Annotated in this window: 17 protein-coding genes; 6 read left to right on the plus strand and 11 right to left on the minus strand. The window is 36.8% G+C overall.

The window, feature by feature from the left end; translation table 11 throughout:
* Window positions 1–11 precede the first annotated feature (11 nt).
* On the plus strand, window positions 12–2,768 hold the full coding sequence (locus K2X50_01715; protein MBX9585951.1) for a hypothetical protein: 2,757 nt from the start codon (window positions 12–14) through the stop codon (window positions 2,766–2,768).
* A gap of 22 nt (window positions 2,769–2,790) precedes the next feature.
* Here the strand turns inward: K2X50_01715 and mnmG are convergent, their stop codons facing one another.
* Window positions 2,791–4,659, minus strand: a complete 1,869-nt coding sequence (gene mnmG / locus K2X50_01720) for a tRNA uridine-5-carboxymethylaminomethyl(34) synthesis enzyme MnmG (GenBank protein ID MBX9585952.1) — start codon at window positions 4,657–4,659, stop codon at window positions 2,791–2,793.
* A gap of 372 nt (window positions 4,660–5,031) precedes the next feature.
* On the opposite strand from mnmG, the gene K2X50_01725 reads away from it, so the two are divergent.
* Window positions 5,032–5,376, plus strand: a complete 345-nt coding sequence (locus K2X50_01725; protein MBX9585953.1) for a hypothetical protein — start codon at window positions 5,032–5,034, stop codon at window positions 5,374–5,376.
* A gap of 32 nt (window positions 5,377–5,408) precedes the next feature.
* Here the strand turns inward: K2X50_01725 and K2X50_01730 are convergent, their stop codons facing one another.
* The 5 genes from K2X50_01730 to K2X50_01750 all read right to left on the minus strand — a co-directional run bounded on the left by K2X50_01730 (window position 5,409) and on the right by K2X50_01750 (window position 14,354).
* Complete coding sequence (locus K2X50_01730; GenBank protein ID MBX9585954.1) at window positions 5,409–6,581, minus strand: hypothetical protein; 1,173 nt, start codon at window positions 6,579–6,581, stop codon at window positions 5,409–5,411.
* A 34-nt stretch (window positions 6,582–6,615) separates the two neighbouring features.
* The gene (locus K2X50_01735) at window positions 6,616–7,083 is read right to left on the minus strand and encodes an NUDIX domain-containing protein (protein MBX9585955.1); all 468 of its coding nucleotides are present in this window, start codon (window positions 7,081–7,083) and stop codon (window positions 6,616–6,618) included.
* Window positions 7,084–7,447: 364 nt separating this feature from the next.
* Window positions 7,448–7,816 carry a VOC family protein gene (locus K2X50_01740; protein MBX9585956.1) on the minus strand — a complete coding sequence of 123 codons (369 nt, stop codon included), beginning with the start codon at window positions 7,814–7,816 and terminating at the stop codon, window positions 7,448–7,450.
* Between the two features lie 151 nt (window positions 7,817–7,967).
* The gene (locus K2X50_01745; GenBank protein ID MBX9585957.1) at window positions 7,968–9,722 is read right to left on the minus strand and encodes an ABC transporter ATP-binding protein/permease; all 1,755 of its coding nucleotides are present in this window, start codon (window positions 9,720–9,722) and stop codon (window positions 7,968–7,970) included.
* Window positions 9,723–9,872: 150 nt separating this feature from the next.
* Window positions 9,873–14,354, minus strand: coding sequence for a DUF3883 domain-containing protein (locus K2X50_01750; protein ID MBX9585958.1), 4,482 nt, complete (start codon window positions 14,352–14,354; stop codon window positions 9,873–9,875).
* A 237-nt stretch (window positions 14,355–14,591) separates the two neighbouring features.
* On the opposite strand from K2X50_01750, the gene K2X50_01755 reads away from it, so the two are divergent.
* Window positions 14,592–15,188, plus strand: a complete 597-nt coding sequence (locus tag K2X50_01755; protein MBX9585959.1) for a hypothetical protein — start codon at window positions 14,592–14,594, stop codon at window positions 15,186–15,188.
* Window positions 15,189–15,199: 11 nt separating this feature from the next.
* On the opposite strand, the gene K2X50_01760 is transcribed toward K2X50_01755, so the two are convergent.
* Entirely contained in the window at window positions 15,200–15,559 is a 360-nt protein-coding gene (locus K2X50_01760) for a DoxX family protein (GenBank protein MBX9585960.1), read from the minus strand.
* A 127-nt stretch (window positions 15,560–15,686) separates the two neighbouring features.
* Here K2X50_01760 and K2X50_01765 point away from each other — a divergent pair, with 127 nt between their 5' ends.
* Window positions 15,687–16,586 (plus strand): LysR family transcriptional regulator, encoded by a 900-nt coding sequence (locus K2X50_01765; GenBank protein ID MBX9585961.1) that lies wholly within the window; start codon window positions 15,687–15,689, stop codon window positions 16,584–16,586.
* A gap of 9 nt (window positions 16,587–16,595) precedes the next feature.
* On the opposite strand, the gene K2X50_01770 is transcribed toward K2X50_01765, so the two are convergent.
* The 4 genes from K2X50_01770 to K2X50_01785 all read right to left on the minus strand — a co-directional run bounded on the left by K2X50_01770 (window position 16,596) and on the right by K2X50_01785 (window position 23,550).
* Window positions 16,596–17,309 carry a M15 family metallopeptidase gene (locus K2X50_01770; GenBank protein MBX9585962.1) on the minus strand — a complete coding sequence of 238 codons (714 nt, stop codon included), beginning with the start codon at window positions 17,307–17,309 and terminating at the stop codon, window positions 16,596–16,598.
* A 93-nt stretch (window positions 17,310–17,402) separates the two neighbouring features.
* Complete coding sequence (locus K2X50_01775; protein ID MBX9585963.1) at window positions 17,403–18,440, minus strand: SH3 domain-containing protein; 1,038 nt, start codon at window positions 18,438–18,440, stop codon at window positions 17,403–17,405.
* A 54-nt stretch (window positions 18,441–18,494) separates the two neighbouring features.
* Window positions 18,495–18,866 (minus strand): hypothetical protein, encoded by a 372-nt coding sequence (locus K2X50_01780; protein ID MBX9585964.1) that lies wholly within the window; start codon window positions 18,864–18,866, stop codon window positions 18,495–18,497.
* A gap of 79 nt (window positions 18,867–18,945) precedes the next feature.
* The gene (locus tag K2X50_01785) at window positions 18,946–23,550 is read right to left on the minus strand and encodes a hypothetical protein (GenBank protein MBX9585965.1); all 4,605 of its coding nucleotides are present in this window, start codon (window positions 23,548–23,550) and stop codon (window positions 18,946–18,948) included.
* Between the two features lie 287 nt (window positions 23,551–23,837).
* On the opposite strand from K2X50_01785, the gene K2X50_01790 reads away from it, so the two are divergent.
* On the plus strand, window positions 23,838–24,641 hold the full coding sequence (locus K2X50_01790; GenBank protein MBX9585966.1) for a helix-turn-helix transcriptional regulator: 804 nt from the start codon (window positions 23,838–23,840) through the stop codon (window positions 24,639–24,641).
* A gap of 129 nt (window positions 24,642–24,770) precedes the next feature.
* Entirely contained in the window at window positions 24,771–25,340 is a 570-nt protein-coding gene (locus K2X50_01795; GenBank protein ID MBX9585967.1) for a nucleoside deaminase, read from the plus strand.
* The last annotated feature ends 31 nt before the right edge of the window (window positions 25,341–25,371 follow it).

The following is a 25,371-nucleotide window of genomic DNA, read 5'->3' on the forward strand; positions in this document are numbered from 1 at the left end:
GAGTAGGTATCATGAAACGACAAGACATCACGTTGAATAGTCGATATATTTATCTTGCAATACGCTCCTTGATGTCAAATGAGAATGATTTTTATTACTATACTGATGATCTTAAAAATAGACTCCCCAAAAATGAGGCTGATAAAATCATCATTAAGGGTGGCATGTTAGTTAAAGGTATCATCACAATCGCAATACACCTCAACGAAGCTCATATTAGTTATGATGGAGAAGATGATGAAGTCTTTTTAAAATTAATGTCGGAATATATCAAAGAAGTTCCGGAAGATTATGCTCACTACATAGATGGTTTTCATCTCGTTAAAGAAGATCTTCTCCATAATCGGGAAGGGAATTCGGCGTTAAGAAAATCATCAATGCCAGAAATCTCAACTAATTCTACCGACACCCCCTCGGACTTTATACCTGTAGCGTACACCCCAGAATCAACCAGCGAAGTTACGCCTGAAAGAACCGTTAAAGCTAACAGGCTACTAAGGAATAGTGGATTGTTTATCCAGCGATCATCTCCTTCATCTTCACCAATAGATATGTCACACACATTAAGGCCCAAAAAATCACGTTCTGTTCCACATAAAAATTCTGATACAACACAATCACAAAGTCCTCAACGATTATTTGCCATGTCATCCAGTACTTTGAGGGAACAATTGCCCAACCCGCAAAAAGTGAGCCTATTAAAATTGAAGCCACGAAAACTTGGCTTTGCGGAATCTGAACCTGACTTAACCACTCAGGTCTCAACCGATGAATACTACATTGAAAACATCATTAATCGATATCTAGGTTTTGGAAGAAATGTTAATGATGATACAATCCTACTGCTTCATGCATTAGTCGATCCAGTAATTTATCAATTTTTCCAAAAAATAGCTGATAAAAAAGTTACAGACACTGAAAGTTTGATGCTAAATTCTGCAATGAACGAAATGAAGTGTCTTAGTAAGTTGAAAAAGAAAAAAAGCTCTCAATCCTCACCAACGCTCAGATCTTCAATCACTAATACTGATCAAGCCGGCTTAAGACGAACCTTATTATCTGAAGTTGAAAATAAAATTTCATGGATTTTCACATGCTTTCTCGTGACTAAAACCTTAGAAGACCCTTCCTTACTAACATTAATATTTAGAAGCTTTGGCCATAAAAAAATCGGCCTCATTAAACTCATCGATGTCAATCTTCTGATACAGTTATTGGATCCCCACTTTTCCCCTGTTGACCATTCACTTTTTGATGCGAATGAAGCACTCATAAGGCACAGTGAAAAAATAGGGCCTCTTTATATTCAATTTATTGCCCATGTTTTTGCCGTGATGGAATACAATCCCAAACCCGGCTCAGAGGAATTTTTGAAATGGTTTCGATTATTAATATCGCTTTTAAAACACAACCCATACTTCCCAATGATTTTTTCAGACTCTGATTCCTCCATTAAATTTTTGTCATCACTCACTTCAATGAACATGATTGAATTCATGAATGAAATCAAAAGGAATTCTTTATCAATTAACCTATCTCATGCGATTATACATCGGTTAATTTATAAAAAAGAACTTCGTTTAGCTAAGTTATTATTGAGAGATCAGGCCAAAGCACTTTCCGGTTTAGTCAAGGAAACAGGCGAAGACCATTTTTACTTTTCACTGTTATCATTGAAAAATAAAACGGTTGATCTCCATCTATTAAAGGATTCACAATTTATAGCGTTTATTCAAAATCATAAAACTCTTGTCGGACGTTTTCATTATGCTGATTTTCTTGAGCGTATTAAAGTAGCATTTGACTATTCAAATTTACCAAATGATGGTGATGACGGTACTGACGTACGCAATACTCAAGCAGGGGAAGCCTTGCTTAAGAGAGGAATAAATACTCTTCGCCAAACTCTTTCAAACAAGTTTTTATCGATGAGTGAAATTACCGAACTTTTTTGGAATCAAGAAATTCCTGTGAATAAACTTGGTCGTGGCGAAGAATGGCTAAAATTATACCGTGAAAATTTGTCATTAATACTGTCAGAATTTATGCCTCATTTACCGAGGCATTTAGACCAAATTAATGAACTCTATGATAAATATTATAATCAAACGATTGGTAAATTATCATCGATGGATTATTCTCGATTCAATCCTAATGACCACACCCTTTTCCAATTTCCAAAAATAATGACGCAATATATTATGCAAAACCTTGACAAGGTGAAGAAATTTAACGAAAACATTCACGCAATGGAAAAAATCTATCAAGAGATATGTGCTTTTTCAAATGGGACAGTACGCTTTAACTCCAAAGAACAATCGGGGTTTAAGCCTATTACATTGATAGCTGATATGATACTCGAAAAAGCAAGGACAATAAATCCAAGGGCAACTAGTTTTACACGAGAGAACTTTGCGGCCGTTATTTCACTGTTTGTCACTGATTATTGTAGAGATAATTTCAAATCAATGGATGACTTAAATGGCATTTGCACTCAAAGAACATTGCGAGATATTTCCGGACTTGAACCACAAACATTATGGTTACATATTGAATTATCAACTACATTATTGAAGATGTTTGAAATTAAAATAAGGGAGATGACAATAATTAACAGTGGCAAGCTACTCGATGATTCATTTACAGAAGATATCGTTAGAAGTGTAATTTATAATTTGATGAGTGAAATTAGATTAATGAAATCATCTAATGAATTTTCTTTCCTCGAATCACCTTCATCAATGGGAACCGGATATATGAATTTATAACGTTTTCAGATCAAGACCCGGGTCAAGCACGTTTTTTGATATGCACCAGTAATAATGAAATCGCTGCGGGTGTCACGCCTGGAACACGTGCGGCTTGTCCCAACGTTGCGGGGCGCACTGACTTGAGTTTTTGCTTCACCTCTGTGGACAATCCACTCACAACTTCGTAATCAAAATGTTGTGAAAGCACGGTTTCTTCGTGGCGTTTTTGTCGATTAATTTCTTCTTGTTGACGTTTGATGTAGCCCTCATATTTATTGTGAATTTCAACTTGCTCCCTTACTGCAGGAGGGTGTTCAGCTGAATCATTTAGAATTTCCATCAACACATCTAAAGTCACTTCTGGGCGGCGCAATAATTCAATAGCATAATATTCTCGTTCAAGCGGTGTATCAAAACGTTGCTGAAAACGGATTGCGATATCTGAATTTTGGCGAACCAGGATTTTTGCAAGCTGTTCTTGTAATGCATCAATCTGTGTTTTTTTACTGCTAAAAGCGGTCCATCGTTCATCATCAACAAGACCAAGATCTCGACCAATAGATGTTAAACGTAAATCCGCATTATCTTCGCGTAGTAATAAACGATATTCTGCACGTGAAGTAAACATGCGGTAGGGTTCTGTAGTGCCACAAGTAATAAGGTCGTCAATTAACACACCCATATAAGCTTGATCACGGGTCGGATACCAAGTCGGACGATTTTGCGCAACGAGCGCAGCATTTAAACCGGCAATCAAACCTTGAGCCGCCGCTTCCTCATAACCCGTTGTGCCATTAATTTGTCCCGCAAAAAATAAACCCGGCATTAATTTTGTTTCCAACCAAGGATGCAAATCACGCGGATCAAAATAATCGTACTCGATGGCATAACCAGGTCGAGTGATGTGAGCATTAGAAAAACCTTTCATACTTCGAACAAAAGCTAATTGTACATCAAAAGGAAGACTCGTTGAAATTCCGTTTGGATAAATTTCATGCGTTGTCAGACCTTCAGGCTCAATAAATATTTGGTGCGAATCTCTTTCTGCGAAGCGAACAACTTTATCTTCTATCGAAGGACAATAGCGCGGTCCCGTTCCTTCAATAACACCCGTAAAAAGGGGAGAGCGTTCAAATCCTGTGCGTATAATTTCATGCGTACGTGCGTTGGTGTGCGTGATAAAACAACTCACTTGAGTCGGATGTTCATTTGCTTTTCCCATATAGGAAAATACGGGAGTTGGCGTATCGCCAGGCTGTTCTTGTAATTCAGAAAAATCTATCGTGCGGCCATCGATGCGCGGTGGAGTTCCTGTTTTTAAGCGATCAACACGAAAGGGCAGGGCGCGTAATCGCTCAGCTAATGCCAAAGCCGGTGGATCACCCGCGCGGCCACCACGATAATTTGATAACCCAATGTGAATTTTGCCGCCAAGAAAAGTGCCCGCCGTAAGCACCACAGTCTTCGCATAAAAATTTAATCCCATCTGAGTCACAACACCGCTAACTTGACCGTTACTGATGATGAGATCTTCTACGGCCTGTTGAAAAAGCATTAAATTCGGTTGATTCTCAAGCGCATGACGAATGGCTTGTTTGTAGAGAACGCGGTCGGCCTGTGCTCGTGTGGCTCGTACGGCTGGCCCTTTACTGGCATTCAGGGTACGAAACTGAATCCCCGCCTGATCAATCGCACGAGCCATGATCCCGCCCAGCGCATCAATCTCTTTGACCAAATGCCCCTTACCAATCCCACCAATCGCCGGATTGCACGACATCTGCCCCAGAGTCTCGATATTATGGCTCAGTAACAGCGTTTGAGCCCCCATCCGCGCGGCCGCCAGCGCAGCTTCGGTACCCGCATGCCCACCACCTACCACAATCACGTCAAATGTCTTATTAAAATCCATGGGATTGTCTCGAATTCATTGATTTAGAAGTAATTTTTAATACTATCAATTTATTGCTAATCTAACAAGTTTTGAAAACAACTGCCTACTACTGACAGTAAAACAATATAAAACTGGGTCCCATACCAGTATAGATATTGCTTAAGCTATCTCATCGACATCTATAACATCTTTATCCTGAAATGCTGGGCTTTCAATTATTTTTGTTACCAAACGATTAACTCGCATGCCCTAAGAGTAGTGATTAGCGGCTGACGATCCCATTCCAGCCCTTCATGAAAACTGCTTCTTTTACTCTTGCGTGTAGTCCATATAGATTGACAAACAAAAATCCACTGATAATATTGAGTAATACATTTTTTTAGGAATAACATGAAAGCAAAATCAGATACTAATATAAACCATATCGCAATTTTTTTAAAATGGGCTGCTGAAGCTTTTAGATCAGCAAAAAATCTGCATCAAACACCTATCGCCACAACTCAAGCAAACCAAGAAAATGAAGCGATGTCTTTCACAGGTGCAGTTCTAGCACACGAAAAACATATCACAAAAAAAGTTGAGAGCACATCACAAAAACCTAACATGTTCGACAATGAACAAATATCACCTATATTCAAAAAACCCGGTTCCAAGCATAAGAACATTAATCAACAAAATTTTCTGAAAAAAGAAAGAGACTTAGACAACCCTGAGTCTAAAAATATTTTTCCATAAAATTCAAACAGTAACGAACGATTACACTTAATTTAATATTCCGCACTATGCTCTTCGTGTAAATCATCCTTATCAACTTCTTTTTCTATGGCATAACAAGGGTTTTCATAGAAACGTGATTTACAATCTTTTAGGCTCGTTAAAACTGATTTTAACGCTTTTTCACTTTTCTTACCTTCCTTTTTTAATTCTTTATTGGCCTTACTGCCATTACCTAATTCAATTTTTTTCCGCAAGCCTTGCTCTTGTTGTTCAAGATGGGCGATTCTTTTAATTAGATGCTCATATTCTTGTTGATGCACTTTAGTAATCTTAATAGCCGTTTGGCTTGGTTCGGGTATCTCAAGTCTGTCACTTCGGGCTCTTTTAGGCGGCGATTTCTTTTGATTTTGCTCTTCCTCTTCGCACACTAAATCAAGGGCCTTTACAAAATCAGGATTAAGCTCAGGACTCCAATTTTCGACAACTCTCTTTAAGTGCTCTTCTTGAAGCACTTCATGAATAATTTTAAATTCATCCGATGTAAAATTACAAACCTGCAGGGCATGATTTAAAAATAACTCATCGACTTGTTTTGATGGATCTGTAAGGGCACTTAAATAATCCGCTTTAGTAAAAAATAATCCAGTGATATCAATGTCAGCCTTTATTAAAAAGGCTTGGTATTTCTCTACTGTTTCGAACCAACATGGCAAAGGGCTACCAGCATCGATCTTCAAAAATTTAGGATTGAATTTATCTCGTTTTACTTCCTTCAAATGACGAACCATAAAGTCTATAAAAATAGGTCTCTCATAAAGTCCTTTGGTGCAAATATGATCAAAAGTCATCTGAATAAATTTCGGATTTTCAGAATTAGAAATACAAATGATGGCAATATCTGTTTTAGATATATCTGGTTTTGTATTGAGGCCATTAGAGACATAATCAAATTTTTCAAATGTTTCTCGCAATAAGAGATCGGCTCCATGATCAAGTAAAATACCAAATGCCTCATATGATTCTTTTAACATTGCTTCAAATATCAATAGTCTGTGTTGTACTTCTTTCTTTTTAACTGATGCACTCGAGTAATAGCTGTAATCATAAGCGTAAAGTGTATCAATGTAGAAAGCATTAACAAAATCTGGTCTAAAACTTTGCTTAAACGAATCAATATTCCCAGCACCCAAATATTTAAATAATTGTTCTAATTCGAATTTCAATCTCTTCATCCATTAAATAGAGAAAGTATGGTTTTTAATCGGCGTCCACCGGCTCTACCCAACCTACTTCATCATATTGAACATCCGCAACTGTATTTAAAACACATCGGCGTGAAACTTCTGTCATTTTATCAGGTAATTGATCAAAAGGAAAAAATTGGATTTCTGAACATTTATGAGGTTCATTATTCACTAGATTACCCTCATATTTCATAACCTCAAAAATAACATACATCACTTCTTTAAAAGGTTCAGGCATATGCGCATGAATTAGCCCACGAAACTCTACGTCTTGTGTTAAACAAACAATTCCTAGCTCTTCTTCTGCTTCACGCACCACTCCCTGCACTAGCGTCTCACTCCCATCATGCTTTCCACCTGGCAATGCAAAATAACCATCTTTGAAGCCAGTATTAGCACGCTTAGCCAATAACACTTGGTCTCCTTGACGAATTACTATCATTATCGCAACAGGAACTCTAAACCAATTTTTTACAACCACAATATTTAACCTTCACGTCAAGATAAATTCAGTAAATAATATCAGAATAATAGCTACTTTCACCTCTATCATACTAGTGTTTTGGAATCCCAGCTTATGCAGAAATCACCCACTTTATTTTAATACAAAAGATGATCTGCGTGTAGCTTTATCTGCGCTTCTATTTGCTCTTACCGGAATCAAAATAGGTTTAAAAATATTTTCTGAATTTGTTTTTGATAATATAATTACACGCCGACTAGGTTGTATTTGACTCATAATTTTCAGTTGAACACTTCTGATACAATGAAAAATAGATTTCTTTAACACATTCAAAATACTCATCGATCATCTCCTTAAAGTACAAAAACTAAATTAAAAAACATTAAATCTTGGCCGTATGACATACCGCTTCGATATTATGTCCATCAGGATCTATCACAAAAGCGCCATAATAATGAGGATGAAAAATTTCTCGTATTCCCGGAGGGCCATTATCCTTTGCGCCTGCAGCAATAGCCTCTTTATAAAAGGCATCGACCGCACCAGTGTCATCCGCTGCAAAAGCAATATGCATTGGCTTTTGAGGAGATTCGCCTTCTTCAAGCCATAATTCTGGTTTTCCATGCCTGCCTAAACCAGCCCAACCGCTGTGCTCCATAATAAGCACAATGCCCAAAGGGGCTAACACCTTAGCGTAGAACTCCTTGGATCGCTCATAATTGCTCACTGCAAGTCCAATATGGTCAATAATCATTGCTATCTCCTTGTTGATACAACAAGGGACATTGTAGAGTACATAATGAGAACTTTCAAGCAAAATTTTTTGGCCGTCTACAAATCAGTGACAATTCTACGGATTAGGGCAACACTCAATGTCACTAGCTAGGCAGCAATTTTCATAATTAATCTTGTTGATAATGCTGCCACAAATCATACACAGGGCCAGGTTTGCTGAGTAATTCTGAAACAGGACCGCTCGCAACAACTTCTCCGTGACTTAGCATAATAATAGTATCGAACTTTGGAAGTAGATGCAGACGATGCAACGAGACAATGAGCGCCGATTCGGGAAATGTATCAATTATTCCCGACAGAATTGTTTTTTCTGTGGGCAAATCTACACTTGAGGTTGGCTCATCCATTAATATCAACGAACTATATCGAGCAGCAAATAAACCTCTTGCGAGTGCTAGACGTTGTTTTTGTCCCACTGAAAAATTGAGTCCTTTTTCGCGAATGTCTGTTTCAAGACCAAGTGGTAGTTTTTCGAGCACACTTGAAAAGCCCGCCAATTGAATGGCGCTGTGAATTTCTTCAGGTTCTGTAGGAAGATCCATTGTAATATTGAATGCGATAGTATTTTCAAAAATCTCGGGATCTTGAGGAATTAATGTAGTTATAGCCTGCAAAGGCTCCAGTGTGTCGAATTCGATGCCATCGACTTTAAGTTTGACGTGCAGCGGCGTATAGAGTCCACACAAAAGATTTAGCAATGTACTTTTTCCGCCACCACTCATTCCTATTAGTGCAATTTTTTCACCACGTGTAAATTTGAAATTTAGGTTCTCAAATATTTGTTCACGGCCATCATCTTCCACGTGATGATGATATGCGAGATCTGTTATTTCTATAGTATGCCATTGTCGTGCAGCAGCTTCTCCTTGCGGAACATAAGCGTAATTTTCGATATCCTCAAGAATTGGATCCACACTTTTTACATCCGTATCCATTTTGACGATATCACCGTAATGCATACTTAGTTCGAAAAACACAGCACCCAGTTCCCACTGGTATCGGAAAATCATCACAACAACCCCGATCATTATCGTACTAGAAATACTGAGCTCATGAATAATATAACCGATCAAAATCACGGCTTGCGCAATCGCTAATAGAATACCAACAGTAAACCATTTCACTTCGTTTACAACTGCTTCTTTTTTAAAAATCGGCCAGATCGCCATTAATCGTTGGAATAGATTGGAATGAGTTAATTCACCCAACCGTAGTGTCAACACAGTTGTCATATTGCTAATGTAGTCGAACAATACTGCGCCCACATGATTTTCAATTTCATTTTCGCCATCATATAAAGGTATTAATTTACGATCGAATAGTAGGATTGTTGTTAATAAAGTGACGGATAAAAATACGCTCATTAGCCCGACGGGTAATGAAATCCAGAGTAAAAATGCAATCGACGTGATAAACTTAACGATTGTTTCTATATAGACAAATTGATTTTCTGCGAAGCGATAGAGTGACATCGAGGCCCGATTAACTCGTGTAATTGTATTCCCAGAATGGTGATTTTGATGCCATTTGAGGGGCAGGCGAGTCATGTTCTGATACAAATCCAGACGAAAAGATTGCTGTAATTTTAGAGCCACTTTCCGCTCAAGAATTCTCGCGGGACCATGAAACATCCAAAATAATAGCAACACTACTACATTCAATGCCAACCACAATATTACTTCTTTAAGACGTTCAGGTTTGAAATGTTGTAATACATCGATAGCTTTTCCTAATGAATACGGACTTAAACTCAACACAGCTTGAGCGATAATAAATGCAAGGTAGTTGATGACGATGGCATAGCGCCAGCGCTTCCCATAATGCCAAACGGTGCGAACTAAACTTAAATACGGATTACTCATGGTTTTCTTCCGGGTGCAAAAAAGGGTTGAAAAATCTGGGTGAAGAACAATAGTCAGCGAAAATCAGAACTTAATACACGATAGTGCTCGTCAAAATACTTGTGGATCCCGAACAATATCACTAAATTTCACAAAAATCAACAACTACTGTTAGAAACCTATTTTATAGCCCTCAATGACTAACTCTTTATCGAGCTTATCAATAGGATTTCGAATTTTTGCAAAAACTGGATCATCTGTATCTATATTTTTGATATGTATCAACTTATACCGATTTCCTTCGGCCCTAGCCAAAGCTATCTCACGCGCCGTCCAGTGGAAAGACTTCTTCGAAGTCGTAGTGGCCTTTACTTCTATATATCGATGAACCGATTGCTCAAGCAAGCTAGGATCATCATGTTTATTTGGAGGCTTAATAATTGTAATGTCACGATCCTCATCTCTTTTTTCATCTTTATTATGCCAAATCACGGTTATTTTAATTGTATCTGCACCTCGTGCTGCTGTAATCTCAAAACCATTTTTTCCATCGTCTATTTTACATCCAGGATATTTAGACAAATACTTGTCGCGAAGACCCAAATAAATTAGCTCCTCACCACACCGACCGATTCTATTTTTATCATGAGATGTTAATTGCGGTTTTTCTGAACCTGAAAATAATCGGGGTGATTGTTGAGGGCTAGCTGCACCAAAACTACCAGATTCTTGAAGCGGATTAGGTTCAGTCGATGCACTTGCAGGCTCAGTACTTGAATTATGACCTTGAGCTTGCAGTACCTCGTCTTTTAAAAGAGTCAAAGAAACTTTTGCCGGCGCGGGGGACTTCTTTTTCACGGTAAATTCTGCATCGGGAATTTTACGCAACTTTGAAAAATCAAATCCCGCTGGACTAACAAGTTTTACAGAAGGAGTTTTATCCTGCCCACCTTGCTTTACTTTTTTCTTTTGTTTTGAATCTTGAGATGATAGGGGGGTTCCCGGCGGAGTATCCTTAGAACTGATTGTGCTGGGAGGAGTGTTAATCTCAAAAGACTCCTGAGAGGGTGATCCTTCTTGAACAAATTCTTCATCGTGTGATCGACTGTCTTCATCGCTAGCTGCAATATCATCCTCTGGATGATGAGATGAATCATCGAGTTTCTTAGGTGCTGAGTAAGAATCATCTGCTTGAATGACAGGAATAGGTTGTTCAAATGGTGGCGCTACTGGAAGCATCATTTTAAGAACTTTTTTCTGTAACTTATCAAATGGTATTAACAACAGTTCTTGCGATTTTTGTATGGTGTCATTTGAAAGTCCTAAATAGGTTCCTAATACCTTACAAAACTCAGCAACACGCTTATAATGTCGCCATTGACGTTTATAGTAGAATTTTCTGTTCTCAAGATGAATCTGGAGCGATTCATCTGTTTCATTTTGATCAGTGTATTTGCATATTATGCTCTCAACTTTATAAAAATCGAGTTTCATGAAAGCTTCTGCTATGCTGGTCCAGAGTGGACCAAATTTTTTATCACCTCTGTGCCTACCTTCTAGATAAACCAGGATACCCATAATAGTCCATTGCGAAACCTGAGACAGAGGCTTAAAGAACAAAGCGTGAGTCTCATCTTCTCTTATAGGTTTATTTTTCCCGAAATATAGTTCATGTTTATTTTCAGAAAATATTGAAATACCAAATAACATAGCAACCGCTTCCATTTCTTCATCAGAAAAACCTGGATAATGCTTAAGCCAACATACTGAAAACGGAGCGGAGCGACCTTTTACAGAAAAACATTTGATCTCCGCCTTACTTTTCAATTCATTTTTTTGGGTAGGAAATCGAATATTTAATAATTTGAGTTGATTTACCTCATACGGTTGGAGCCTTTTTTCTAACAATAAAAGCTGCCGCCAAATAACACTCAGGCAACTTATTTCTATATCCAACGATTTTTCAAGGCTTGTTAATAATGTTAAACATTGCCTGAAATTTAACTCATAAATTACGCCAAAATGACGCAATAAATCATCATTTAACTTTACTTCATCACTAACAACAATAATAGCGTTATCGAATTGAGCCAAAGTTTTAAATTCTTTGGAGAATAATTTATTGGCGGGCCTCGGGATGCCATCTTCCCCCAGCAAACAATTATGGGTGGTAAAAATAAATTGAATATAAGGATATGTAATGTCATAGCACGTCTTGCTCATTTGATAGCTCATAGAACGACCATTATTTATAATATGCCAATGTTGAATAGTTCGTTCTAAAAATATAGGGAGCGCGGCTTTATGTTCTACTAAAAACATCATCGGGGAATAAACTAGATTTTGAATAGTTTGATTAGAATGAACCTGGGTTGTTGCTTGCCCTGACGATTGTAAGTGTCGCAAATATAAATTAAACTTCCATACACGACTTCCAATTTCAGTGACCTTTACATCCTCTTGTACAAAAATAATGTCACAATTCACGCAAATTTTAGCAAAAAATTTCCCCCACCTTTCGCATATATTGTTATCATTCACATTTATTTTTGCAGAATCATAATATGACTCGTTGACAAAAACATTTGCATCTAACACTAAATCTTCTAATTTTATCACTGGACTAAAGCAGTCAGGAAGGTAGCATTGCCATGGCTCAACCAGTTTTCTAGTCTGTGTTAAAACTTTTAATTTCTTTAGCTTCTCGAAGTCACTGGACGTTAGTAGATTTTCACAGAACAACCCAAATATAAATCGTGTATAAGCGATTATATCTTTTGCTGTAATTCCATTATTTTCAACGAGCTTTAACACATGTTTTTTAAATAGTTTTATAGGCGTTGCTTCTTGGACATCTAACGTGGACAGCCAACTCACCATTTGTCGATTCAGCTTTACCAGAAGTTCTGGGTGAATAAAACACAGTTGTCCAATACCCGGATACTGATCACAGCCTTCCTCACGTTTAAAATATGTTAACTCCGGAGTCGAAACCCCATTAGTATGAGTCAATAAAAACTCAGCTTTTCTTAATTGGCTTTGATCGAATTCTTTTTGATTTTTATAAATGAAAGAAATAATTCTAAAATGAAGATCAATAGAATTAGATTCCTTGCAATGCTGACTTAACAATGGGAGCAAAGTCTTATATTGTATTACTTCCACATTAAAAAATTTTAATTTTTGTTGAGAGCCTAACTTTGACTCTATTAATTCTTTACCAGCGACACCTGGATTGAGCTCTGGAAATTCATCGTAAAATTTTGTTTCATCAATCAGCGCTTGAGATGGTAATAATACACTTCGAGGTCTTTTACCTGGAATAAAGGCAATACTCATCGATGCATTTATATACGCTGCCTTGAATTCATTAATGCAAATTTCGGAAGAGAATTTGAGCTCAGAAGTCCCCATGACATTGAGAACTTGCAAACGAAATTCTTCGCTCGCAGATAACTCTGAAATCCATATGAATTGATATCGGGCAATTAATTTTACTAGGAACATATTCCATTTGTTATCAATTACGATTGCTCGAGGAGGATCTAATAAAAAATCTGCATTGACTAAAAATGGTAATCCAGATAACACTTGAGTCGGTAAATAACAATAAATACGTGCATTATTAATAGTAACAAGCTTTCCTTGATTAACTCTCGCTGCAAAAGTCAATTCAATATCATCGGCATTTTTCAGTCTATCGGGGCACGCTTGAACACTCATCATTTTAAGCTCTTCTTTTAGCGCGGACTCTATTTTTTGAGCCCACGTTTTTATTAACCATGTGCTATTTTTTGAGGCATCAGAAGAATGTTTTATATCATGAATCCCATTTTGACTTTTAGTTAAAACAATATATTCACTGTTAACATCAGCTGTTTTTCCACCTAATATACTTTGCCTTGCTATAGTGACCTTATGAACATTCCTAAGAAACAAAAGCATTTGTGTATTATCTTTGATAAAATTCAAAGATTCCGTTATATCTATACCAGGTGCTATTTTAAACAGGAAATTGACTTGATCATTTAACATAACGCTACGAAGTTCTTCAGGTAAAAATTCTGCTTCTGTCCATATCGGCATAACCTGCCAAGGATAGAGTTTATTTCCGGGCCACTTAGCATGTTCCCTTGAATTACTATCGAATCTAAATCGATACCCTCTTGAGAAAATAACAACATAAGTGGCGAATGTAAAAACTGCTTTAAACCCAACTCCCTTGAAACCTATTTTTTTACTGTCTTTGCTCTTACTGATTTCTTCCTTCTCAACCTCCGCTTGTGCGGTGTCTTCTTCATCACTATCTTGCGATTGATCTTGATCAGCATAGCTTGCTATTTTTTTAACATTTTTTCTTGAAAAGTGCTTCCCATCATGTGAGAAGAGTAGATATTGTTGGTTATCTATTTTAATGAGTTGAAATTGCACATGAATCTTCTTTTCGTCTTCTGATGAATCATCCGCATTTTGTAATAGTTCATATACAAACTTATTACCACCTGTGAAACCCGTTGTGATATCACGTTCCAATACATTAGCAGAAAGATTGCTAAAGCCATTGTACGTATACCCCGCAAGAATTTTCTCTATGTGACGCTGCTCTTTTGTTTTTCCTTGATTGTTTCCCTCTTGAGCAGATTTGTCTTCCATGTTTTCTCCTTAATATCTAATATTGTGAGCTAATAATAATGGTAGACTAATCTCAACACTATTTCATGTCAACTTTCAACCACGATTAGCAACAACATGCACTGGTTCCTGCTTAACCAGGGGCGTTGGAAATTAATTGAGTAGGGATCTACTGAAAAATATAATTACCAATCTTTGATTTACAAAATGAAGTTTATTCCTTACACTCCCACATAAAATCGACTAAGGAGTTTCACCATGGAAGATCGTAAGGAAACCAATCATTTTGTACGAGCTATTCTATTTGGAGATGAAACCTCTGAGAAATCAAATATTCTTCGCTGTATAAAAAATCAAAAGCCTGCAAGTGTTGTTGCCTCTTCTAGTGAAGACAGAATCCAATATAACGTTCAATTTAGAGAAAACCGTTCTGTTAAATTGGATCTCTTGAACCACAAACAAGATCGAACACATTCTAGTTACCCTCTACGAGGTATTCAAATTATCATCGTTGTATTTAGCTATAAAGATCTCTCATCCCTCAATAATCTAAAATCATGGATAAACGAAGTAGATCGTTTTTCTAGAGAAAATATTCCCAAGATAATAATTGGGAATTGCTTTTCGCATAATGACACAATTGTGCAAGAAGAGGATGTCAAGAAAATTATTGAAGACTTAAGCTGTCCTTTCGCTCGAGTTAAAGAGAATGATATTGAGTCGGTTCAAAATGCCCTTTTTCTCGCATTAGATCAATTACCTTCTCTTCAAAATAAAGCACCTCTCGAACTAACACAAACTCAAGCCGATCCAAATGATGAACACCCTCATCGTTTTAATTGTACCATGCTCTAATTAAGTCTATTCTAAATCGCAACAACTAATAACAAACCACCAATGATGCTTAAGTTCGAAAGAAATGCAAAATATTTCATTTGACGTTCCATTCCTGTTGAGCTCCAAAAGTTATCGAAAATTAGTGTGGCTAAAATTGTAAAACCGAGCAAACCAAAAGCGGCTAAATTTGGATAAAACTGAAATATCATCATGCTTGAGGCAACGTATTTTAATATTGTAGCTAAAAATAACACTACGTTGGCTAGAGGCAAACCACGGGCTTTAACCATCCCCAAGGTGTTTTCCCAATTCAACGTTGTGCTGATAGCAGATAATAAAAATGTCGATGCCATAAAAATCACTGAGATCGCATAGAAAGCTTGGATCATAATCATTCTCCTTTAACTCTTCGAGCCCTGTGCTCAGAAGTTATTGTCATTATAGGACTGTTGAGATTATAAAAATAATAATATATTATCAATATATGTATAAATTAATTTATGTATTGAGGGCTCTATGTCTTACCGTGATTGTTTGCATACATTTTTAACTGTCTATCGCCTAGGTTCTCAGCTTAAAGCTGCTGAATCACTGGCCATGACCCAGCCAGGGGTATCACAGCACGTAAAAACGCTTGAACATTACTTGAACCGACCACTCTTTATCAAAGTTGGCAGAAAATTAGAACCCACCGCAGTCGCGCACCAACTAGCTCTCAGTATAACTGATGCACTGGATACACTCGACGACGTACTGTCCACAATGAAACAAGGTGGAAATCCTTTGCGCGGCGATGTTTATGTCGGAGGATTGAGTGAATTTTTTGGAAAAGTAGTAGTGCCTCATTTATCCAAACTCTCCCAAACTGATATTAATATACGATTTGAAATTGATTACTCAACTTTACTGCCACGGCTACTTAATAATGAATTACATCTAGCACAATTTGTCGAATTTGTTACACACCCTCAAATTACTATCGAAAAAATCTATCACCAAAAATTTATTATGATAGGGCACCCTAAATTCAAAGAACTTATCAGCAAAAAAGAACTTGATAAAAACAATATATCCACCCTAAAAGACTTGCCGTGGCTAACCTATAATGAAACACTCTTATTTATTAAACAATATTTTCATACTGTGTTTGGAAAAGAATTTAACGGAGAACCTAAATTAATAATCAGTGATTTGTATGCAATTCTAGATGCTGTACGAGCAGGATTTGGGGTTACTGTTTTATCTTCTTATTTTTGTCAGGAATATATAGACAACAAAAATGTTGTTGTTCTTTATGAGTCTAAAAACGCTCCACGCCATTATTTTTATCTTGGCTGGAAACAAGGAGCCCTACGAGACCCTAAAGTGAAATTAGTGTACGATATAATAAAAGAAGCCGGCGCAGAATCTGAATAGTATCAGATACTAACTTATTTCCAACGCAACCTCTTGTTTATGCTCGCTAATTGTATCATAAATAGCCTGTGACTGTTTCATATTGTATGCCCAATAACGATCACCATAAGACCAATGCCAATATTCCGTTGGATAATTGACAAAACCCACTTGAGATAAAGCATTAGTCATGATTTTTCGGTTCTGTTTAGCTTCTGAGGAAATTTTATTTGAGTCAGTAAATGAAATTGAATCATCCGTATCTTCAATCCAATCTTTTGGATGAATTCCCATATCAAGTGCATCACCGTTCACATCAATGAGATAAACGTCGATTGCTGCACCAGTTGAATGGGGAGGAACATTTTTGGATCCATCGAGATTTATCACTGGTGAAACCATTTTTGTTGTTTCAATAAAAGTTTGTTGATGAGTCCAGTCTGGATGTAACGATTTAATAATTTTATATCGATGATCATACAGCATTTTCTGTAGTGATAAGCTACGATAACATTCATAAAGACAAAAAAACATTCCTGCTTCTAATAATTCCTGGGCATGAAGAAGCTTCTCATAAACTGTTTTTCGCATTTTAGTATAATCAGTATTATTCGGGATCTCAGGTGAAGGTCCTATTTTTATGATTGATTGATCTTTCAAATCGATGAGTGGATCATGATTTTCTTTAACAGGTATTGATAATACTCTAGGATCTGCAATCAAAACTATGTCATGTTTACTCATATTCTTTCCTCGGTAGAGACAGATCCGTTTCGAAATCGAATTTCATATTCTCACTCCTAACTAGTCTGTCTAGTCTCATGAACTCAAGACCACTTAATCAGCGTCCAAAAATCCCAGAGTAAAATACTTACAACTGGCATCAGAATCAATACCGGGATCTTCAGGATACTTCTGTAAGATTGGCAACAAAACAGAACCACCAATGATAGACCTTCGGTCTTTTCCAGCAGGAGGATTTGTAGGTTTAAGACTCCACACGTTTTGGTAACTTAAAACAACTGATTGATGTTGTGGATCATTTGGGTTGGGATAATTTCCTAGATAAAGAATTACATGACCTCCAACATATAAAATCGTCATAAATGGACGGCCATTATTTTTTAAATAGTCCAGTCGCTTTTCTGGACTCTCACTTGTTAAATCGATGACCTTAAGGGGGAATTCATTAGGATTGACTTGGTCGGATGAGTGCATGGGTAACCAAATTCCAAACGGTGTGAATAAATTTTTTAATTCAGAAGCGCAATCATTGTAAAAATAGGTGCCACCCCAACCGTAGGGTCGTCCAATTAATTTCTCCATGACTGTAACAAATTGATTAGGCGTAGCTACAATCGGCATTGAGCTTGCTTGTTTGAGTGGTAGTGCCGCTGAATGAATACGCGCTTGACCATGCTCGTCTCGGACTGGAATCATAATTCGCCAATTTGATCCTTCTTGCTTTCCTGGGAATACCATGCCAATAAAACCAGAATTCCAAAACTGATGACCTTCTTCGTCGATAATTGAAATTTGTGTATCCATGATAGCAATTAATTCTTCAGATACGCCTTGACGCCAGCGAGTAATAAAAGATTCATCCACGCGTGCGATATCGGTGCTTTTTAACCACGCTATGAAACTAGGTGTTTGTACCAACACCCAATCTTTTCCTTCCGTTTCACCCAAAATATATAATGGTGTTCCTGCCCAAACTAATGCATTTTGCAAATTATCAAAAGGGTAACCTTCACCAGCATAAGTATAATGATGATAACTTACCTCATCTGTAGGCAATTCTCGTCCATAACTATGAACAACCGAAATCGCACGATGCGCAGCATCCACTTCAATATGATCAAATTGAGACAACTTACATTTCGACTCGAGATTTTTTATCCACTCAGCGGGTAAAATTCGAAAATTCTATGCGTAATTTAATTCTTTCCCCGATTTACCTTCATTATTAAACTTATTTAGGTTTTTTATAATGCCACTTTTGACGTCATTAGGCGAAATTTTAGAAATAGTATTTTTTATATTTGACAAATCCCACGGTGATCTATCACCAAAATAACGACGCTTAAAATCTTCAAATCGGATATTTTGCTTTTCTTTACTCAGCACCAACGCATTGTAATGAGGATCATTCGGTTTAATCCAATTCGACAGCTTTTGATCATAGCGTTCAATTGGAAATAATGAAATAAATGGCTTTTCTGTTTTCATTAGATACCCCCATACCCCAGCCACACAAACTGAAAATAATACCAATAAAATTAATAGATTTTTTTTCATCGAACACCAGAAAATATCATTGATAAAAGCAGTATCGCCATACTACAAACTAATGTCAACAGAGATTAAATCAATTTAGTCATAGTGGACGATTAATATGTTCGTGAGTTTGATTTGAAAAAAGTGGCACAAAGTGATCTTTCCAGTTGGCTACAGTTATGGTGTTGATTTCAGGTACTTGGTCTTTTTCAATATTGTGAGATTTTCCTTCAGGAGTAATTATTCTATGAGAAATATGTACATGTGTTCCACCATCAATATCATCTTCTCGTACTTCAATACAATGTAAATTGACCTTAAATTTCTTGGCCAAAATTATTCCGTCAATGTCTGGGCTCCCCCAAACTGCATACTTATGATTCGATTCTGTTGATTGCAGATCACATTCGTCGGCGGTCAGTTCTACATCCATTATATAGCCAAGGTAATCTCTATCAGAATTGAAGCGTTTTCTCAACCAAATCTGATCTTCTGATCCCTGAGGATAGCTCTTTACTATTTGTGAGCAGAGACAGCGTAAACTTTTAACCGTTTGATTAGTATCTACTTCAAGTGAGCTAAGCCCCTGAGCGAATGAATCATAAAAACAATCTCCTCTAGATACGGCAACCCCTATATTATATAACTGTCCAATTTCGTTATCTAAAAGGGCTTTTGCGGTTTGAGTCTTTGTCGAAGTGCTATTAAATAATCCCTTTCGATTTACAACTGTTGGCACTCTCACGTTACTCTCTTCAGGAGGAATTTTATCTTTTTGTGTCAAATAGTGATCATCGTCGTCAAACTGTATCAGTTCATCTTCCATCATTTTTTGAGTGCTGTTCAATTCTTGAACTTGAGTACTTATCGGATATTCACGTCGTTTTTTATGCAAAGGTTCACGTGCTGAACCTTGGTCATTATTTGACCGTGATGAAGAATTTGGCAGAGTAGGCTGTTGAGCAAAAAATCCTTGAGCAAAGTTATTTCTGGAAGCATCCCGCCTATTTGGTTCGTTTTGCACTGTTGCATTCGCTCTTAGCAGTGGGAGCCAACAAGCTAAGCATGGTTGCTTTCCTAAACGCTCATTTGCGTGTTTCACAAATGAAAGAATCGTAGGTAAAGGCTGGGGCGGATCGAGATTTGTATTTAAAATATTGAGAGTTTCAAGATCAACTGATTTACAGCCTTTATCTTCTTCTCTAGGTACTGCACGATGATAATATGGATTTTGATCTGAAACTAAACACACTGTTTGATCATAATCGTACGGTAACCCGGGATAGGAAGGAGCCGTTTCAGCATAACAACGCGGGCAAGGTGCTAATTCTGTATTTAAACACGATCGAACACTGAATACTCTTTCAAAATTAAAATTTGTCAACTTATGTATTATTTTCATAGCAAGAATAATAGTTTGTTTATCGCTAAGATTAACGCTACTCACTTCATTAGCAAGCCTGATAACTGTATCAATAAATTCTTTTTTTGGATACACACGAGTTTGCGGGGGTTCGTTAGAATTGGGTACGTACACAACTTCATTAACTAGCACTTCAGGAATGTAATAGGGTTGTGCCTGCATTCTTCTGTTCAATAGAAGATGCTCAATTACTTTTAATATGCTTATGGCAAAATTTTCAGTTACTTCATCTGATAACTGAATTTCTAGTCTAATAACGTCTATTATAGACGATTTTGTTATTTCACCGGTGAGTGTATCTACGTTTTTCGTAATATTAATAAATTGTATCTTACGTAAGATATTATATAAAATACTCCGCCTTCCAGCGATTCTAATCCACTCATATCTAATCATTGACCTATCAAATTGTGCCTGTTCATGACTATATTGTTCTAAAATTACATTTGCAAAATTTTCTAAGTCTTCTTGACCGAGACGCACAATGGTTTGTATTTTATTTATCACTCTATCTTTTTGTGTTAGAAAACCTCCAATGAAGTCTTTCAACGTTAATAACTGAAGTATTCGATCGAGATTCTCTATACTCCCAACAACCCCAATCCATTCTGGTACAAATCTGCCATAATCTCTTTTCAAATTCATGATTGCTCTTGTCACTACACATTCTTCAGGTATAAACGCAAAAAAGTCGAAATAGGGCATGCTTATTTCTTGAATATATCTCTCAACAAGAACACACAATGGTACTGATATTTTCGTCGGATGAGTAACGTCTTGTTCAACATGCTGTCGTTTTTTTCGAGCTTCGAATTCAGCGTAACGTTCTGGGCCAAACAACATAAGTTCAATCATAGATGTTATTGATGTTGAGGTTGGCTGTGTTTGTATAGTTTTCTGTCGCATACTCACGACTTCACCTGAATCTTCTAAAATTGAGTCTTTTAGTGAAGATCTATTAAATGTTTTTCGAATACCGCATATTTGTCGATCAACTAAGAATACCTCTGCTTTGGTATCTTGATGTTGACTCGTAACATTTATTACTTTTGGCAAACCAGAAAGATAGTCGGCTGGTAACAGCTTACAGGGTATATCTATACGGTGGTAATATTTGTCTGATTTCTTCTCCAGAGTAGTTATATTTGTCACCACTAAGTAATAGTGTTTCAAACCTGTTAACTGCTGTGACTGTTGTTGAAGCTCATATTGTCTAATGCACAATTCTGAATTAGTAATCAACCGTGGGATACTTACATTTGGCTGTAAATTAAATGCACTAACTAATCGTCGTTTAAAAACATCTTTGAGTTTTGCTCTTAGCTCAAGTAAATTATTGGATCTCGCGAGATCCAATCGATCATCCATAGACAAGTTATATAACCAATGTAAAGTGATATGTATTTCTTTTTTTAGGGCTCTATAATGTTGATAATCTTCTATTATTTCCTTCAATTTTCTTGGTTCATCGGCCTCACTGCACCCTAGAATTGCAGTTCTATGTTTAAAATTATCGGGGCCAGTGCTATTTGAAGCCAATGGGAATTTACCACCCAGATCACGTTGCTCAAAATCATTCCAATGATACCCAGGACCCGACGTGAACATATTTTGCCAAGAAAAAACTCTATTGAGTCGTCCAAAAGTGCAGTGATTCTCAATTAGATCTAATAACATGCTTCCTGTTAAAAACGTTGTATTTATTCTCGAACCTTCCATACCAAACATAAGCAACAGTAGACTATCAAGAAACTCTTTAAATATTCCGCTCATCTCACGAGGATAATCATTTCCTCTAAGACGATCTTTAAGTACTCTTGCTAAACTTGCATGTGCTTGATCAAGTGGAAATTCTGGGCTCCGAACTGTTGAATAAACAATTGAACACATCGCCTGATAAAGTTTTTCCGTGCTTACTTTAATGGCCTGTAGCTCAAGAAATCCGTTGATGTACTTCGCAATATCCGGATATCGACCAGACGCTGCGTGTTTGATTGAAACATGCTCTTTTTTTGTTTCGACTCTAGTCTGATGTTGCCCGTTTACTCCAATTGTAAAATCCCCATATAACTTACTTTGATCATTTCTCAAAAAGCTACAACTAGGTACTGATGCAATCTCTCCAGAAACATAAGTTGCTAGTCGACCTGCGGTTCTAAGCCAATCTTCTCCTTGTCGAATCGTTCTTAAAGCATTAGCGGAATATCCCTTATGTTTTAGCACTATTGGGGTTAGAACTTCTTGTACACTCGCATGTAATAACTTTAATAATCCAATTCCGTTTATCTGTACTAATTCTCCGCTTTCCAATCTAATCTTAAACGTCAGTTTATCTTGCTTACTCTGTCTACTTGGAAGCCTCCAACTCTGAGCTCGACCTAATTGAGAGGTTAATAGTATTTTTTCTTCTGAATCTGTTACTACCTGAATTGTTTTACTAGCACACTCAAAAATAAAATGCTCGTGAAAATTATCTAACGAAATTATCTCGATGTAATCGTTTGATGTGCCGCTGATTGGCTGAACGGCTCGAGTAACACACAATAGTCTGTTCGTTTTTGGTAACCATCTCATCTCTCTTATGGGAAAACTAATATCAGTAATTACCCCTAATAAACCTCCTGTCTCCAAATGATAAAGTGAAATTTCGATCCTTTTCCCATTTAGACAATATTCGTTATTCGTAATGGCTACGATTGGCAAACTCGGATGTATTGAGATTATAGGCGAATTAGCAGTGAGTCTTAAATTGACCAGAGATTTGGTTGCCAAAGGAGAATTTGATTCATCATACTTAATACTTGTTAATGTACCATCAGTTGCTATAAAGAAAAGCAGATTTTTTGACACAGCCGTTGCTACTGCTTTTACCGCCCTTTCAAGTTTTTTTTCGGCTCTATGATAAATCCATACACTATCGTCTAGAGTGTGTATAACGATTTTTTGTGATTCATGATAAATTAAAAAACATTTTACATCTGACCCAAGTTCTATCTCATCAATCTTTTGTCCATTAATATGGAGAATGGTAACTTTTTTTGATGTTGATAGAAAAATAATATTTTTTGCTACCTCATCATATTGGATCGTGCTCCAAAATATCTTATCCACAATAGTTTTTGTTAATATTCTCTCTTCATCCTGATCCCGCACTATAATACAAAGTCTATAGCCATCTGTGTCATCAATATTTTCTAATTCGAATCTTAACTTTCCGCCTGCGAACCAATATGTAACAGGTGCAATAGCCTGATCTCTGTCGGGAGAATATGTCCTTTTCAAGATAATCTACTCCGTGGTCTTTAAATTCGCGCTCTGTATGTTCACATCTACACAATTCTATCCCATGATATATAGGGTTCTTGTACTGGCGTCCCAATATATCTTAGCATTCTTATGTTCACGAAGTAAGCTTTTCATTTCATATGGATTGATACACATCATACCACAGCGCATATACTTGGACTAATTACGATAAATTGACATCTCCAGAGTAGCCTCTATATAATATCGAATTATATAGAGGCTATTGCTGTGATGAATTCTGTTTACCGTTAAGGTATCTTACGATGACTTTTTCCATAAAAAATAATCCTTCATTTAAATCTTATGGCGATGTGAATAACATCATCGCCAGTTTTGAAGGTAGTTTAAATATTAATTACTTCGGATATTGCAGAGTTTTTCCTAACAAAGAATTCTTTAATTTATCAAATACAGGCGAGTGGCCTGAAGAATATTTCATTAAACAAAACAAATTTCCAGCAACCGCAAATAATTATAGCCAAGTAAAATCGGGAATCTATGTCCCTACAATTGATCAGGATAAAAACTTTGGTTGGCCCGAAAACACAATAAAAGATATCCGAAATAAATATAACATTATCGAGCCATTGCTTATTATTAAAAAATATGATGACTGCATTAATGCCATCTTAATTGCAATTAATCACAAAAGTCCCGCTTCGCACTTGATTAGCAATATAGAGGAAATTGTAAACTTCTTGCATTATTTTCAAAGCACAGCAATAAAAATAATTAAATCTGCCGATTCGAACCGAATTAGTTTATCTTCGGATTCTAACAATACAAATATTAATGCTGATACTTCAGACCCTAATGACAGTTCTAACACTCAAAACCTCCCACAGAAATATTACTTAAGATATCTAGGTAAAGATATCTCGATTACAGAAAAAGAATCTGCATGCTTAAAATTACTTGCACATGGTTATTCGATGAAAAATATTGCAGTTAAATTGCATATTTCAAGCAGAACTGTAGAAACAAACATCAATAAAATAAAATCAAAATTTAACATGACCCGAAAATACGACCTGGTTAAATTATTTTGGGATAATAAATTTTTATAAAATGAAAATAGCATGTATTTCCCTACCAATAATATAGACGGCCTCGCCCATTTGCCTCCATGGGTTTTGCCATTGAGTGTCAATTAAATTACAATCTTTCTTATTTCGTGAAACCAACAGAGGGCGGTTATGATAAAATTCTTGATTCTGCCAGTGGTTCTTGCTGTATCATTGAGCAGCAATGCTGATAATCACAAAGGGGATTCTGTGGTCACTAATTTACAACCCAAGGCAAAAGCTCATCAACGAGAACTGGATCATAAATATTTTTTACATATGGCCTATGAGCAGGCATTGAAAAGCTACAATGAAGGTGGTTGTCCCATTGGTAGCGTAATTGTCGACGAGAACGGCAAGATTCTCGGTAAAGGACATAATATGCTAGTTCAAGAAGGAAACCCCGTTCTCCATGGTGAAATGTCAGCAATGCGCGACGCAGGACGGATGCCTTCAAGGCGCAAAACAACACTCTACACAACTTTAAGTCCGTGCATGATGTGTACCGGCACGATCATCCAGTTCAAAATCGGACGCGTTGTTATCGGTGATACAATTAATTCGGGACCTGCTAACGTCGAATTACTCAAACAAAAAGGCGTTGAGGTCATCGCGCTCGACGATCCGGATAGCATCGCGCTAGTTAAAAAGTTCCGTAAAGAAAAACCCGATTTGTGGCTTGAAGATTGGGGTGGGTCCTAATCAAAAAAGAATGCTACTACTGCTCGCATTA

The organism is Gammaproteobacteria bacterium, assembly GCA_019748175.1.
GTDB lineage: Bacteria > Pseudomonadota > Gammaproteobacteria > JAIEPX01 > JAIEPX01 > JAIEPX01.